This is a genomic window from Streptomyces griseus (genome assembly GCF_001715295.1).
Taxonomy (GTDB): Bacteria; Actinomycetota; Actinomycetes; order Streptomycetales; family Streptomycetaceae; genus Streptomyces; species Streptomyces griseus_G.
The window spans coordinates 43813-58619 of record NZ_MDKB01000001.1 but is presented as its reverse complement, the minus strand read 5'-3'; the positions used below and the strand labels follow the sequence as shown (position 1 = coordinate 58619).

At 71.9% G+C, this 14807-nt stretch carries 13 protein-coding genes; 4 read left to right on the top strand and 9 right to left on the bottom strand.

The features are described from left to right. Positions 1-51: 51 nt before the first annotated feature. The 5 genes from BA175_RS00235 to miaA all read right to left on the bottom strand — a co-directional run bounded on the left by BA175_RS00235 (position 52) and on the right by miaA (position 6399). Entirely contained in the window at positions 52-1545 is a 1494-nt protein-coding gene (locus BA175_RS00235; protein WP_069169125.1) for a M1 family metallopeptidase, read from the bottom strand. 81 nt (positions 1546-1626) lie between these two features. Beyond that, on the bottom strand, positions 1627-3843 hold the full coding sequence (locus BA175_RS00230; protein WP_069169124.1) for a RelA/SpoT family protein: 2217 nt from the start codon (positions 3841-3843) through the stop codon (positions 1627-1629). 141 nt (positions 3844-3984) lie between these two features. Next, positions 3985-4857, bottom strand: coding sequence for a diaminopimelate epimerase (dapF, locus tag BA175_RS00225; protein WP_069169123.1), 873 nt, complete (start codon positions 4855-4857; stop codon positions 3985-3987). A 58-nt stretch (positions 4858-4915) separates the two neighbouring features. Further along, positions 4916-5353: a hypothetical protein gene (locus BA175_RS00220; RefSeq protein ID WP_069169122.1), complete on the bottom strand. Its 438-nt coding sequence runs from the start codon at positions 5351-5353 to the stop codon at positions 4916-4918. A gap of 107 nt (positions 5354-5460) precedes the next feature. Beyond that, positions 5461-6399: a tRNA (adenosine(37)-N6)-dimethylallyltransferase MiaA gene (gene miaA, locus BA175_RS00215; RefSeq protein WP_069169121.1), complete on the bottom strand. Its 939-nt coding sequence runs from the start codon at positions 6397-6399 to the stop codon at positions 5461-5463. 129 nt (positions 6400-6528) lie between these two features. Here miaA and BA175_RS00210 point away from each other — a divergent pair, with 129 nt between their 5' ends. Then, positions 6529-6774 (top strand): antitoxin, encoded by a 246-nt coding sequence (locus BA175_RS00210; protein WP_069169120.1) that lies wholly within the window; start codon positions 6529-6531, stop codon positions 6772-6774. Between the two features lie 81 nt (positions 6775-6855). On the opposite strand, the gene BA175_RS00205 is transcribed toward BA175_RS00210, so the two are convergent. Next, positions 6856-7575, bottom strand: a complete 720-nt coding sequence (locus BA175_RS00205; RefSeq protein WP_069170254.1) for a class III extradiol dioxygenase subunit B-like domain-containing protein — start codon at positions 7573-7575, stop codon at positions 6856-6858. 245 nt (positions 7576-7820) lie between these two features. After that, positions 7821-9341 carry a tRNA (N6-isopentenyl adenosine(37)-C2)-methylthiotransferase MiaB gene (gene miaB, locus BA175_RS00200; protein ID WP_069169119.1) on the bottom strand — a complete coding sequence of 507 codons (1521 nt, stop codon included), beginning with the start codon at positions 9339-9341 and terminating at the stop codon, positions 7821-7823. A 99-nt stretch (positions 9342-9440) separates the two neighbouring features. Between miaB and BA175_RS00195 the strand changes: the two genes are divergently transcribed. Continuing rightward, positions 9441-10439 carry a TAXI family TRAP transporter solute-binding subunit gene (locus tag BA175_RS00195; protein ID WP_069169118.1) on the top strand — a complete coding sequence of 333 codons (999 nt, stop codon included), beginning with the start codon at positions 9441-9443 and terminating at the stop codon, positions 10437-10439. A gap of 198 nt (positions 10440-10637) precedes the next feature. On the opposite strand, the gene BA175_RS00190 is transcribed toward BA175_RS00195, so the two are convergent. Both BA175_RS00190 and BA175_RS00185 read right to left on the bottom strand, forming a co-directional pair. Then, positions 10638-12032 (bottom strand): sensor histidine kinase, encoded by a 1395-nt coding sequence (locus BA175_RS00190; RefSeq protein WP_069169117.1) that lies wholly within the window; start codon positions 12030-12032, stop codon positions 10638-10640. Between the two features lie 14 nt (positions 12033-12046). Further along, entirely contained in the window at positions 12047-12739 is a 693-nt protein-coding gene (locus tag BA175_RS00185; protein ID WP_069169116.1) for a response regulator transcription factor, read from the bottom strand. 331 nt (positions 12740-13070) lie between these two features. Between BA175_RS00185 and BA175_RS00180 the strand changes: the two genes are divergently transcribed. Both BA175_RS00180 and BA175_RS00175 read left to right on the top strand, forming a co-directional pair. Continuing rightward, positions 13071-13856 carry an amino acid ABC transporter ATP-binding protein gene (locus BA175_RS00180; RefSeq protein WP_069169115.1) on the top strand — a complete coding sequence of 262 codons (786 nt, stop codon included), beginning with the start codon at positions 13071-13073 and terminating at the stop codon, positions 13854-13856. Positions 13857-13921: 65 nt separating this feature from the next. After that, positions 13922-14758, top strand: coding sequence for a glutamate ABC transporter substrate-binding protein (locus tag BA175_RS00175; protein WP_069169114.1), 837 nt, complete (start codon positions 13922-13924; stop codon positions 14756-14758). The last annotated feature ends 49 nt before the right edge of the window (positions 14759-14807 follow it).

The following is a 14807-nucleotide window of genomic DNA, read 5'->3' as shown; positions in this document are numbered from 1 at the left end:
GGGCGGCCGCCGTGCCGACGCGTCGATAGTGACACGTGCCCGCCGGGCTCGTCACGCGGGTTTCGGTGCGTGCCCGGGCCCCTGCGGGGTGGGCGCGGCGTTCCGCGGCGCCGCGCTGCGCCAGTCCGGGTGCCCCGGCATCGGCGGCGTCCTCTCCGCGTACAGCCAGCCGTCGAAGAAGGCCGTCAGATCGCGCCCGGCGATGCGGGAGGCGAGCGCGGTGAACTGCGCGGTGCCGGCCGTCCCGTCGCGGTGCCTGCGCACCCAGGTGCGCTCCAGGCGGTCGAAGGCCGCTTCCCCGATCTCCTGGCGCAGGGCGTACAGGACGAGGGCGCTGCCGTCGTACACCACCGGCCTGAAGAGGCTGATCTTGTGGTCGGGGGACGGTGCGTCGGGGTGCGCGGGCGGGCCGCCGGCCGCACGCCAGGCGTCGGAGCGGCTGTACGCCTCGCGCATCCGCCGCTCCAGCGGCTTCTGCGCGTGCTCCTGCGCGTACCGGGCCTCGTACCAGGTGGCGTGCCCCTCGTTGAGCCAGAGGTCGGACCAGGTCCGCGGCGAGACGCTGTTGCCGAACCACTGGTGAGCGAGTTCGTGCACCATGATCGATTCGATGTACCAGGCGGGGTAGCCCGCGTCGGTGAAGAGGGAGCGTTCGAAGAGCGACAGGGTCTGGGTCTCCAGCTCGAAGCCGGTGTCCGTGTCCGCGACCAGCAGCCCGTACGTCTCGAACGGGTAGGGGCCGACCTGCTCCTCCATCCAGGCCAGCTGCCGCGGGGTCCTGCGCAGCCAGGGCTCCAGCTTCTCCCGGTCGGCCGCGGGCACCACGTCCCGTACCGGCAGCCCGCGCGGCCCGGTCCGCCGCAGGACGGCGGACCGGCCGATGGACACCTGGGCCAGTTCGGTGGCCATGGGGTGCCCGGTGCGGTACGTCCAGGTGGTCGTGGCCGCGTGGCGGCGCTTCCCGGCGGGCAGGCCGCCCGCCACGACGGTGTACTTCTCGGGCGCGGTGACGTGGAAGGTGAAGTAGGCCTTGTCGGAAGGGTGGTCGTTACCCGGGAAGACCCGGTGCGCGGCGTCGGCCTGGTTGGCCATGGCCAGGCCGTCCGCGGTCGGGACCCAGCCGCCGGTGCCGGTGTCCCCGGAGGGGTCGCTGGTGTGCCGGACGGTGATCCGCAGGGGCACCCCGGCGGGGAGCCGGGCGGGGAGCCGGACGATCAGGTCCTCGTCCTCGGTGGAGAACCGGGAGCCGAGCCCGTTGACCTGCACGGAGCGGACGGTGCCCCGGGCGAAGTCCAGGTTGACGTGCTCCAGCCGTGCGGTGGTCCGCGCGTCGATCCTGGTCACGGCGTCCAGGGGTTCGGTGTTGCGGCCGTGGTACGTGAGCGAGATGTCGTACGAGAGGACGTCGTACCCGGGGTTGCCGAGCTGGGGGAAGAGGCGGTCGCCGATGCCCAGCGGTCCGGGTGCGGGCACGGTGGCGGCGACGAGGGTGGCCGACGCGGTGGCCAGCAGAACGGTGCGCAGGCGACGGAAGGTGAGCGGCATGGACTACGGCTACCAGCGGAATCCGGCCGCGCGGGAGCGGCGCGCGCCGCACCACCCGAACGGGGGCGCGTGGAGCGGCGGTCAGCCCGCGGCGGCGGGCTGCTGGGCGCGGCTCACGTCGTACACCCCCGGTACGTCGCGCATGGCCCGCATGAGTCCCGGCAGCCCGGCGGCGTCCGGGAGCTGCAGGGTGTAGGTGTGCCGGACGCGCTGTTCGCTGGGCGGCTCGACCGTCGCGGCGACGATGGCCGCGTCCGCCGCGGCGATGGCCTCGGTGAGGTCGGCCAGCAGCCGGGGGCGTCCGAACGACTCGGCGACGAGGGTGACGCGGTAGTCCGCCGTCCCGCCGCGGTCGCCGGTGTCGTTCCAGCGTGCCCCGACGGCCGCCCGGCCGGTCGCCCGCATGCGCGCGACGGCCGGGCACTCCCGGCGGTGCACGGTCACGGCCCCGCCGCGCACCGTGCATCCGATGATGTCGTCGGGCGGGACGGGCGTGCAGCAGCCGGCGAGCCGGACCTGCGATCCAGGGGCGTCGACGGACACCGTCACGGCCCGGCCGCCCGGCTTGCCCCGGCCGTTCTGGCCGCCGTCCCCGGCACCGGACGCGCGGTCCGCGCTCTGCTGCGCCCGGGCTGCCTCGAGGTCGTCCGGCCGGTGGTCCCCGGGCCCGCTCAGCGGCCCCGGGGCGGTGGCCCGGCCCCTCCGGCGTTCCGGGGTGTCGTCCCGGTGGGTCTCCAGCCAGCCCGTGATCGCGATGCGCGCGGCAGGCGTACGGGCGTGGTCCAGCCACTCCGGGGAGGGCCCGGAGGAAGCGTCCTGCGCGAGCAGGAGCTGCACGGTGTCACCGTCCCTCAGGACCGTACTGAGCGTGGCCAGGCGGCCGTTGACGCGGGCTCCGATGCAGCCGTGCGCCTCGTCGCCGTACTGCGCGTACGCGGCGTCGACGCAGCTCGCGCCCGCCGGCAGACCGAGTGTGCCGCCGTCGGTGCGGAAGACGGTGATCTCCCGGTCCTGCGCGAGATCGGCGCGCAGCGTGGTCCAGAAGGTGTCGGGGTCGGTGGCGGACTCCTGCCAGTCGAGCAGACGCGAGAGCCAGCCGGGCCTGGTCGGGTCGGCGCGCTCCCCGTCGGCGGGCTCGGTCCGGTACGCGGCGGTGGCGCCGTCCTGTGCGTAGGGATTACCGAGGGCCACGACGCCCGCCTCCGCGACCTTGTGCATGCGGTGCGTGCGGATGAGCACTTCGGCGACCGCGCCCTGCGGGCCGACGACGGCGGTGTGCAGCGACTGGTAGAGGTTGAACTTCGGCGCTGCCACGAAGTCCTTGAACTCGGAGATGACCGGGGTGAAACAGGTGTGCAGCTCTCCGAGGACCGCGTAGCAGTCGGCGTCCTCGGAGACCAGGACGAGCAGCCGCCCGAAGTCGGTGCCGCGCAGTTCGCCGCGTTTCGTCCTGACCCGGTGGAGGGAGACGAAGTGGCGTGGCCTGATGAGCACTTCGGCACTGATCCCGGCCTCGCGCAGTGTCGTCCTGACGCTGTCGGCGATCTCGGCGAGCGGGTCGTGGGTGCGGGCCGCCTCGGCGATCAGGGCCCGGGTCCGCTCGTACTCCCCGGGGTGGAGGATCGCGAAGACCAGGTCCTCCAGCTCGGTCTTGAGGGCCTGCACACCGAGGCGTTCGGCGAGCGGGATGAGGACGTCGCGGGTGACCTTGGCGATCCTGGCCTGCTTCTCCGGGCGCATGACACCGAGGGTGCGCATGTTGTGCAGCCGGTCGGCCAGCTTGATCGACATGACCCGCACGTCGTTGCCGGTGGCGACGAGCATCTTGCGGAAGGTCTCGGGTTCGGCCGCCGCACCGTAGTCGACCTTCTCCAGCTTGGTGACGCCGTCGACGAGGTAACAGACCTCCGCGCCGAACTCCGCCTTGACCTGATCGAGCGTCACCTCGGTGTCCTCGACCGTGTCGTGGAGGAGTGAGGCCGTCAGCGTCGTCGTCTCGGCGCCTAGTTCGGCCAGGATCAGGGTCACGGCCAGCGGGTGCGTGATGTACGGCTCGCCGCTCTTGCGCGTCTGCCCGCGGTGGGAGGACTCCGCGAGGACGTAGGCGCGGTGCAGGAGGGACAGGTCGGCATCCGGATGGTGCGCCCGGTGAACCTCCGCCACATGCCCGATGGCGGCGGGCAACCGGTCGCGGGAGACCGGGCCGAGCAGGGCCACACGCCCCAGCCGGCGCAGGTCGATCCGCGGGCGACTGCGCTTGCGACTGGGAGCACCTGGATCGGTGGCCTCTGCGCTCATGGGGCACCTCCGGCAACGTCGACCGGCGGCGCGGAGGCGCGGGTGCGCCTCCGGGGCCGGTGCTTGATGCTATCGACCCCACCACGTGGCGCAGTCCCGCTCTTGGTCAGCGTGAAACGGATCACCCATTCGAGCGAAGCTCTAACCGGTCACCGTTTCGAGCCAGGCGGGGTCGATCACGCCCTCGGCGACGATGACCGCGGGCCCCGTCATGTCGATCCCGCCGTCCGGGTATTCGGTGATCACCAGGGTGCCGCCGGGCAGGTCCACCCTGTACGTGGCCGGGTCGCCGGTCCTCGCGGGGTCGGCCCCGTCCCTGCGGGCGGCCGCGACGGCCACCGCGCAGGCACCCGTGCCGCAGGACCGGGTCTCACCGGAACCGCGCTCGTGGACACGCATGGCGACGTGCCGCGGCCCGCGGTCCACGACGAACTCGATGTTCACCCCGTCCGGGTAGACGGCCGCCGGGGCGAACGGCGGTACGGAGAACAGGTCACCGGCGTGTTCCAGATCCTCGACGAACGCGACGGCGTGCGGATTGCCCATGTTCACGTTGCGCGCGTCCCAGCTGCGGCCGTCCACCGTGACGGTGACGCCCTCGTCCGGCAGCACCGCACGTCCCATGGAGACCGTGATGTCGCCTTCCCCGGCGATGTGCACCCGCTTCACGCCACCCCGGGTCGCGACGGCCAGCTCGCCCTCGCCGACCAGACCGGCGCGTTGCAGGTGACGGGCGAAGACGCGTACGCCGTTGCCGCACATCTCGGCGACGGAGCCGTCCGCGTTGCGGTAGTCCATGAACCACTCGGCCTGATCGGCCATGGCGAGCGCCTCCGGGTGCGCCGCGGACCGCACGACGTGCAGCAGACCGTCGCCGCCGATCCCCGCGCGCCGGTCGCACAGACGCGCCACGACGGAATCCGGCAGGGCGACGGTGTTGTCCGGGTCCGGAACGATCACGAAGTCGTTCTCGGTGCCGTGGCCCTTGAGGAAGGTGATCTGCGAAGTGCTCACGGATCCACTGTACGAGGCGGCGCCGGCCGTCCGCCGGGCGCCCGCCCGCGGCGTCCTCTCAGCGGAGCCGTGCCACGCGCCAGACGGCCAGGGCGACCAGTCCCGCACCCACGACGACGTAGAGCCCGATCACGCGCCAGTCGGGGCGCTCGCCGGAGCCTCCGGCCGGCAGGCCGGGCCAGGTGTGGCCCACCCGGCGGGCCGCCATCATGCCCCAGCCCGCGGCGCAGCCGCTGATCAGCAGTCCCAGCATCGCGACGACGGCACCGCCGCCGCCGAACTCGAAGGCGAGCGGAAAGGCGAACATCAGGGAGCCGAGCGCCGCCAGCACCACGATGGGCGCGAGCTGCCAGATCCGCATGCGGCGTACCGGACGGAGCTCGACCTCGACCTCGGGGGCGACGTCGTGCTCGTCCGGCCCGTCAGGGCTCAGACGTCCCGTCTCGTGCCGTGCGTCCGGTGCGTCCCGGTCTGTGTCGCGAGGGCCGGCCTCCATCGCCACGCGCCCTCCCAACTCGGACTCCACTGGTCGATCGATGCTCGATGATGGCACGGCGCCGGGCGCCGGAATGACGGGCGGAGCGTCCCGATGCCATCACGTGATCAGGCTGTAACCGCCCGTTCGACCAACGCCAGCGCCCGGTGCGGAAGTTCCCCGCGGTGTTCCTCGGCACCGCTGAGCCACCGGACGCGCGGGTCGCGCCGGAACCACGAGTCCTGACGGCGCGCGAAGCGTTTGGTGGCGCGTACGGTTTCGGCACGCGCCTCCTGCTGTGTGCACTCGCCCGCGAGCGCGGACAGAACCTGCTGGTAGCCGAGTGCGCGCGAGGCGGTGCGCCCCTCGCGCAGCCCCAGGGCCTCCAGGCCGCGCACCTCCTCCACGAACCCCGCCTCCCACATCCGGTCCACCCGGGCGCTGATCCGCCCGTCGAGTTCCGGGCGCTCGACGTCCACGCCGATCTGCACCGCGTCGTAGACCGCCTCGTCACCCGGCAGGTTGGCGGTGAAGGGCTTGCCCGTGATCTCGATGACCTCGAGGGCGCGGACGATACGGCGGCCGTTGCTGGCCAGGATGGCCGCGGCCGCCTCCGGATCCGCCGCTGCGAGCCGGGCGTGCAGAACGCCGGAGCCGTGTTCCGCGAGTTCAGCCTCGAGCCGGGCCCGCACATCCGGGTCGGTGCCCGGGAACTCAAGGGCGTCGATGGCGCCCTTGACGTAGAGGCCGGAGCCGCCCACCAGGACGGGGATGCGGCCCTGGGCCAGCAGCCTGTCGATCTCGGCGCGGGCCAGGCGCTGGTACTCGGCGACACTGGCGGCCTCGGTGACGTCCCAGATGTCCATCAGGTGGTGCGGAACGCCGCCGCGTTCGGCCGGGGTCAGCTTCGCCGTGCCGATGTCCATGCCGCGGTAGAGCTGCATCGAGTCGGCGTTGACGACTTCGCCGCCGAGCCGCTGGGCGAGAAAGACTCCCAGATCGGACTTCCCGGCGGCGGTGGGACCGACGACGGCGATGACGCGGGGGGTGGGAGTTGGTCTTCTCACCGGAACAGTGTCCCAAACTCAGGGACACCTCAGCTCCGTAACGGTCCCCGACGCGTGCGCGGCCGCACGCGTGAACCCTGCCCGGCAGGTAAAATCGGACGAACAGTCCCCCAGCACGGAAGGTGACCCATGGGTTTCCTGGACAACCTGAAGGCCAAGCTGGCCCCGGCCAAGGACAAGGTCGGCGACCTCGCGCAGCAGCACGGGGGCAAGATCGACCAAGGGCTCGACAAGGCCGCCCGCACGGTCGACCAGAAGACCAAGGGCAAGTACAGCGACAAGATCGTGTCCGGCACGCAGAAGGCGAAGGACGCGGTCGACCGCCTGGGTCAGAAGAACGAGGGCGGTACGCCGCCGGCGCCGCCCGCGTCCTGACCCGGGGCAGGACCGGAACGCACGGCCGTGAGGGCCGGGGAGGTACGCCGCTCCCCGGCCCTCACGGCTGCCGGGCGCCCGTCACGACCAGGCGGCGACCGCGTAGCCCACGCCGTAGGGGGCGTCCTCGTACAGCAGCCGCCCGGCGAGCCCGGTGCCCCGCGCCGCCCCCGCGAGCACCTGCCAGGGCGCCCGTCCGGCCACCCGCAGTTCCCTGGCGAGCTCCTCGTCCAGGGCCCCCAGCGCGGCGGGATCGGCCGCACCGAGGGCGCGGAACGCCGCCGCGTCGAAGTCCACCGCCCGCTCGTCCAGATATCCGGGCGCCTTGACCGTACGGCAGGCACTGCCGTCCCCCATGACCAGCAGGGCCACCCGGTCCGCCCGGAGGGCCAGCTCCCGGCCCGCCTCCGCGCAGCGGTCGGCGGACAGGGGCTCCTCCACCCCGAGCCCCTCGACCGGGGCGCCGGACCACCGGGCACGGGCCAGCAGCCAGGCGCCGACGGCGAGGGAGGCCGGGAGCGGGCGGTCCGGGGCCGACGACCCGGCGGCGGGGTCGCCCAGGCGGACGGCGAGGTCGACACCGAACGCGGCGAACGTACCGGGCGAGCCCGCGGGGTAGAGGCCGCGCTCGGCGGGGCCCGCGGGCCCGGTCACGATCAGCAGGTCGGGCCGCGAGGCGGCGAGCACCCCGAGGGCGTCGGCACATGCGGCCCGCGCCGGGTCGAGCTCGTGCGCGGCACCCGCGGCGACCTCGGGGACCAGGAGGGGCGGGCAGGGACACACGGCGGCGGCGACAAGCATGCCGGTCAGCGTACTGCGAGCCTCTCGGGCCCCGGGTTCCGCACGCCCGGCCCGGTCGCGCCCGTGCACGAGGCACGCCCCATCGGTTCCGTCCCGGGCCGGGTGCGGGGACCGGCCATGCGGTCGCGCCCCGGGCTGGCCGCCTCCCCGTCTCCACCCTTCGCGCCACCGGACCCGCCCAGGGCTCCGCCCCGGCACCCCGGAGTCGGCTGCCCGAGCACCGGGCCCCGCCCCGCGCGCCCTCCTCAGTCGCAACCGCACCCCGGCGCCGCCGCGGCCGGCGTAGGCGCCGGCGCGCCGATGCCCGGCAGGCCGAGCATGACCCCCGCCGGCTTGGCGGCGGCGGCCTCCGTGCGCTTCGCCCAGGCGTCCCCCGAACGGGTGTGCCGCACGCCCAGCGGCACGCCCTCGGCGAGCAGGTGGTGCGGGGCCGCGTACGTGACCTCGACGGTCACGACGTCCCCGGGGCGCACCTCCTGCGCCGGCTTGGTGAAGTGGACGAGGCGGTTGTCCGGGGCACGTCCGGAGAGGCGGTGCGTCGCACCGTCCTTGCGTCCCTCGCCCTCGGCGACCATGACGTCCAGGGTGCGGCCGACCTGCTTCTTGTTCTCCTCCCAGGAGATCTCCTCCTGAAGGGCGGACAGGCGCATGTAGCGCTCCTGGACGACCTCCTTGGGGATCTGCCCCTCCATGTCCGCGGCGGGCGTACCGGGACGCTTGGAGTACTGGAAGGTGAAGGCGTTGGCGAAACGGGCCTCGCGGACGGCGTGCATCGTCTGCTGGAAGTCCTCCTCGGTCTCGCCGGGGAAGCCCACGATGATGTCGGTGGAGATGGCCGCGTCCGGCATGGCGGCGCGCACCTTGCCGATGATGCCGAGGAAGCGCTCCTGACGGTACGAGCGGCGCATGGCCTTCAGGATCGCGTCCGAGCCCGATTGCATCGGCATGTGGAGCTGCGGCATCACGTTCGGCGTCTCGGCCATCGCGGCGATCACGTCGTCGGTGAAGTCGCGCGGGTGCGGCGAGGTGAAGCGGACCCGCTCCAGGCCCTCGACGGCGCCGCAGGCGCGCAGCAGCTTGGAGAAGGCCTCGCGGTCACCGATGTCGGAACCGTAGGCGTTCACGTTCTGGCCGAGCAGGGTGATCTCGCTGACCCCCTCGGCGACGAGCGCCTCGATCTCCGCCAGGATGTCGCCGGTGCGGCGGTCCTTCTCCTTGCCGCGCAGGGCCGGGACGATACAGAAGGTGCAGGTGTTGTTGCAGCCCACGGAGATGGAGACCCAAGCGGCGTACGCGGACTCGCGGCGGGTGGGCAGCGTGGACGGGAAGGCCTCCAGGGATTCGGCGATCTCGATCTGCGCCTCCTCCTGGACCCGGGCGCGCTCCAGGAGCACCGGCAGCTTGCCGATGTTGTGCGTGCCGAAGACGACGTCGACCCAGGGGGCGCGCTTGAGGATGGTGTCGCGGTCCTTCTGCGCCAGGCAGCCGCCGACGGCGATCTGCATCCCGGGGCGCCTGGTCTTCATGGGAGCGAGGCGGCCGAGGTTGCCGTACAGCTTGTTGTCGGCGTTCTCGCGCACCGCGCACGTGTTGAAGACGACGACGTCCGCGTCACCGTCCGCGCCCTCGGGGGCGCGGACGTAGCCGGCGCCCTCCAGCAGCCCCGACAGGCGTTCGGAGTCATGGACGTTCATCTGGCACCCGTAAGTGCGTACCTCGTAGCTCTTCTGGACGTCCACTGCTTCGCTCCGGTTGCCGCTGGTCATGGGACAAGGGTAGGCGGTGCCCGAGCTCCTTCCGGCCGCCGGAGCCCCTCGGAGGATCCGGCCTGGCCAGGACGGGGCGTGGACTGGCAGGATCGCGCCATGCTGCACGCACTGTCCCGATTCGGCCGGCGCCGCACCCTCCAGGGGGGCGCCGCCGCCGCGCTCGTCCTCGGGCTGCTGCTGTGGTGGGTGCTCCCGCTGGGGAGTCCGCAACCGAGCGGTTCGCTGACCTTCTCCACCGGCGTGCGCAGCGGCGTGTACCAGCGGTACGGGGAGCGCCTGGAGGGCGCGCTGGCCAAGGACATGCCCAAGGTGTCGATACGGCTGCGGACCAGCGAGGGCTCCCAGCAGAACATCGAACGGGTGGCTACGGGAAAGGCGGACTTCACCATCGCCACCGCCGACGCCGTGGCCACCTACCTGCAGAGCGGGAGGACCGGCGGGGACCGGCTGCGCGGCTGCGTCCGGCTGTACGACGACTACGTCCAGCTGGTCGTCCCGAGGGACTCCGAGATCCGGACGGTCGCCGACCTGCGGGGCAGACGCGTCGGCGTCGGGCAGAAGGGGTCGGGGGTGCTCCTGGTCGCCGACCGGCTGATGAAGGCGGCGGGTGTCGACCCGGCCGGCGACATCACTCCGGTCCACGCAGGCATCGACACCATGCCGGCCCGGCTGGCGTCCGGAACGCTGGACGCCTTCTTCTGGTCCGGCGGCCTGCCGACGGGCGCGGTGCAGGACCTCTCGGAGAAGTTCGCCGTCCGGCTGGTGCCGCTCGAGGAACCCCTGATCGCGAAGCTGCAGGAGGCCGGCGGCTCCACCCGCCACTACCGTTCGGCCGTGATGCCGGCCGACGCCTACCTGGACGCCCAGCAGGGACAGGCGGTACGGACGGTCGCGGTCGCCAACCTGCTGATCACGACGGACCGTACGGACCCCCTGATGACCGAGGCCTTCACCCGCACCGTGATCGACAGCAGGGACCGGATCGGGCGCGAGGTGCACGCCGCGCAGCTGGTGGACCTCCGGACGGCGATCTACACCGATCCGCTGCCGCTGCACGAAGGGGCCAAGCGCTACTACCGTTCGGCCAAGCCCTGAGCGGCCGCCCCGCGAAGCAGGTGCGCCGGCGGCTCGGAGCCTGTCGGGTGACCTGGGACCGTGAAGCGGACGCGGTCCGGTGCGTGCGGTTCCAAGGCGCCGGAAGGTCCTCGTAGCGGAGCTACGTGGGCGTTCCGGCAACGCGGGAAGCGTGCGTGCCGGGGCGTGGACGCCCGGTCAGAGGCGCCCGACAGGCTCTCAGGTGTGCGGAGCGTCCCGCGGCACGGTGAGCGTCACCCGCAGGCCGTGCGGTTCGTGCCTGGCGTAGCCGATCGACCCGCCGCCGGCCGCCAGCAGCGCCCGGGAGATGGAGAGCCCGAGCCCGGACCCCTTGATGTTCTGGTGCCGGTTGCTGCGCCAGAAGCGGTCGCCGATGCGCTCCAGCTCCTGCTCGGTCAGACCGGGCCCCCGGTCGGTGACGACGATCGTGGCGCCGGAGCCGTCGGTTCCCGCCGTGACCGTGACCTCCTGGCCCTGCGGGGTGAACTTCAGGGCGTTGTCGATGACGGCGTCCAGGGCGCTGGAGAGGGCGATCGGATCCGCCCAGCCGGTCACCGCGGGGGCACCGTCCGGTGTCAGCCGTACGCCCTTCTCCTCGGCGAGCGGACGCCATGAGGCGACGCGTTCGGCGGTGAGCGCGCCGATGTCCGTGATCCGCAGGTCCGCCGGGGCGTGCTCGGCCAGCGCGAGGTCCAGCAGGTCGTCCAGGACCCGTGCGAGGCGCTTGCCCTCGGTGCGCACCGAGGCGATCTCCTCGTTGCCCTCGGGAAGTTCGAGTGCGAGGAGCTCGATCCGGAGCAGCAGCGCCGCCAGAGGGTTGCGCAGCTGGTGCGAGGCGTCGGCAACGAAGGCCCGCTGCTGCTCCAGCACGTCCTCGACGTTGTCCGCCATCTCGTTGAACGAACGTGCCAGACGCCTGAGTTCGGGAGGACCGCCGGAGGCGACGACCCGTGACCTCATCCGGCCGCTGGCGATGTCGTGGGTGGCCGCGTCCAGGGTCCGTACGGGCAGCAGGACCCACCCGGTGAGGCGGAAAGCGGCGCCGAGGGCGACGAGCATGGCCGCGCTCTCGCCGAGGGCGATGAGCAGCCAGCCCCGCAGGGTCCGGGACCGCATGTCACGGGTCGGGGAGTCGGTCACCACGACCGCCACGACGTCGCCGTCCCGCACGACCGGGGAGGCGACGACCAGCCGGCCGTGCTGCCAGGGCCAGACCTGCGCCGGATCGTGGGAGCGCCGGCCGAGCAGGGCCTCCCTGAACGCCTCGCGCCCCTCTCCCTCCGCCGGCAGGGTCCAGGAGGCGGGGGCCTTGGCGAGAGCGCGGTCGTCCCGGTAGAAGACGCCCGCCCGGATCCCGTACACCGAGTCGTAGGCCCTGAGCTCGGTCTGCAGGATGCGCTGCCGTTCCCCGGAGTCCTCGATGAGCTCACCGGCGAACTGCGCGAGCGCGGCGAAGCGCGCCGTGTCGTCGATACGGTCGATGACGACCCGCTGCTGTTCGGCGGCGGCGACCCGTACGGCGAGAGGGAAGCCGAGGGCGAGCAGCACGGCGGCCATCAGGACGATGAGCAGGGGGAGCAGACGGGTGCGCACGGCGACGTACGCCCTCAGGCCGACGGCGGGACGAGCCGGTAGCCGACGCCTCGCACGGTCTCGATCAGGGCGGGCAGCCGCAGCTTGGAGCGCAGCGACGCGACGTGCACCTCGAGGGTGCGTCCCGTGCCCTCCCAGCTGGTCCGCCACACCTCGCTGATGATCTGTTCCCGGCGGAAGACCACGCCGGGCCGCTGGGCGAGGAGGGCGAGCAGGTCGAACTCCTTGCGGGTGAGCTGGACCTCGTGGTCGTCGACGCTGACCCTGCGGGTGGGCAGCTCGATACGGACCGGGCCGAGCCGCAGGGCCGCGAGCGGGGTGGGTCCGGTGTCCTCGCCGGGGGGTCTGCGCCGGGCCACGGCGTGGATGCGGGCCAGGAGTTCGCCGGTGTCGTACGGCTTGACGACGTAGTCGTCCGCGCCGAGGTTGAGACCGTGGATGCGGGAGCGCACGTCGGCGCGCGCGGTCACCATGATCACCGGGATCGCGGAGCGCTTGCGGATCTTCCCGCACACCTCGTAGCCGTCCTGGTCGGGCAGGCCGAGGTCCAGGAGTACGACCGAGAACGGCTCCTTCTCCGCGGGCAGCAGCGCCCGCAGGGCCTCTTCGCCGTTGCGGGCGTGCACGACCTGGAAGCCGTGGCGTGCGAGCACGGCGGACAGGGCCGCCGCGACGTGGTCGTCGTCCTCGACGAGCAGCAGCCTCATGGCCCCCCTCTCCGCCTCATGTCCGCCGGCACGGTACGTGACGCCACCTGGGCGCCGCACGCGGCGGATCTTCACGTCCGGCGGCGATCCGCGCGGTCCTGTACAGGGCATCCACTCCGATGACCGGCACGTCAGTCAAGCCCCTCCCCGTTACCTACGTGTTTCCGTTATGGACCCGGTACGCCACCCTGCGGGGCGTGGCGCCCCGCACACGCGGCGTGTCCGGCTGCGGCCCGATCGTGATGCTCAAGTTCCGCTCAGATGTGATGACGCTGGTCGCACCGCCTCACTATGGTCTCCCCCTAACCGAGGAGGACGGAGCAAAAAGCCGATGAGCGGAGTTTCAGTGACCAAGGCCGCCCAGGACGCCGCGACCACGGGGGACGACCTTGTCGTACTGAGCGACGTCAACAAGCACTTCGGCGCGCTGCATGTGCTCCAGGACATCGACCTGACCATCGCCCGTGGCGAGGTTGTCGTCGTCATCGGGCCCTCCGGGTCCGGGAAGTCCACGCTGTGCCGCACGATCAACCGCTTGGAGACGATCGACTCGGGCGCGATCACGATCGACGGCAAGCCCCTGCCCCAGGAGGGCAAGGAGCTGGCGAGGCTGCGCGCCGACGTCGGCATGGTCTTCCAGTCGTTCAATCTCTTCGCACACAAGACGGTGCTGGAGAACGTGATGCTGGGGCAGCTCAAGGTCCGCAAGGCGGACAAGGCGGCCGCGGAGGAGAAGGCGCGTTCGCTGCTCGACCGGGTGGGGGTGGCCACGCAGGCCGACAAGTACCCCTCCCAGCTCTCCGGCGGTCAGCAGCAGCGTGTCGCCATCGCTCGCGCGTTGGCGATGGACCCCAAGGTCATGCTGTTCGACGAGCCGACGTCCGCGCTCGACCCGGAGATGATCAATGAGGTGCTGGAGGTCATGCAGCAGCTCGCCCGGGACGGGATGACCATGGTCGTCGTCACGCACGAGATGGGCTTCGCCAGGTCGGCGGCGAACCGCGTCGTCTTCATGGCGGACGGGAAGATCGTCGAAGAGGCCACGCCGGACCAGTTCTTCAGCAACCCGCGCAGCGACCGGGCCAAGGACTTCCTGTCGAAGATCCTGCACCACTGATTCCGGACGACTGTTCTCCGGACCAGCTGATCACTCACATCGCGTCAACCCCAGGGAATTCCACCATGCAGCTTCGTAAGGTCACCGCCGCCTCGGCCGCAGTGCTCGCGCTCGCCCTCACCGCCACCGCCTGCGGCTCCGGTGACAAGGACGACTCGGCGGGCGGCGGCAAGAAGATCACGATCGGCATCAAGATCGACCAGCCCGGTCTGGGTCTGAAGACGCCGGACGGCAAGTTCGCCGGCTTCGACGTCGACGTCGCCACGTACGTCGCCAAGGAACTCGGTTACGACGCCAAGAACATCGAGTTCGTCGAGACGAAGAGCGCCGACCGCGAGACCGCCATCGAGCGCGGCGACGTGAAGTTCATCGCCGCGACGTATTCCATCAACGACGAGCGTCTGCAGAAGGTCGACTTCGCGGGCCCGTACCTCCTCGCGCACCAGGACGTCCTCGTCCGGGCCGACGAAAAGGGCATCAACTCGCCCGAGGACCTCAACAACAAGAAGCTGTGTTCGGTCACCGGTTCGACCTCGGCGAAGAACGTCAAGGAGAAGCTGGCCCCCAAGGCTCAGCTGCAGAACTACGGCGGTTACTCCGAGTGCCTCACCGGTCTGGAGAACGAGGCCGTCGACGCTCTGACCACCGACGACTCCATCCTCGCCGGGTACGCGGCGCAGGACGCCCACAAGGGCAAGTTCAAGCTGGCCGGCTTCAAGATGACCAACGAGAACTACGGCATCGGCCTGAAGAAGGGCGACGCCGACCTCAAGAAGAAGATCGACGCCGCGCTGACCAAGATGGTCTCGGACGGTTCCTGGGACAAGGCGGTCGAGGCCAACTTCGGCCCCGCCAACTACAAGAACGAGCCCGCGCCGAAGATCGGCAACATCGTCAAGTAGGGCTCCTGTCACCGGGCGGTCCGAAGCCGGGCTGATGAGGTGCGCCGCC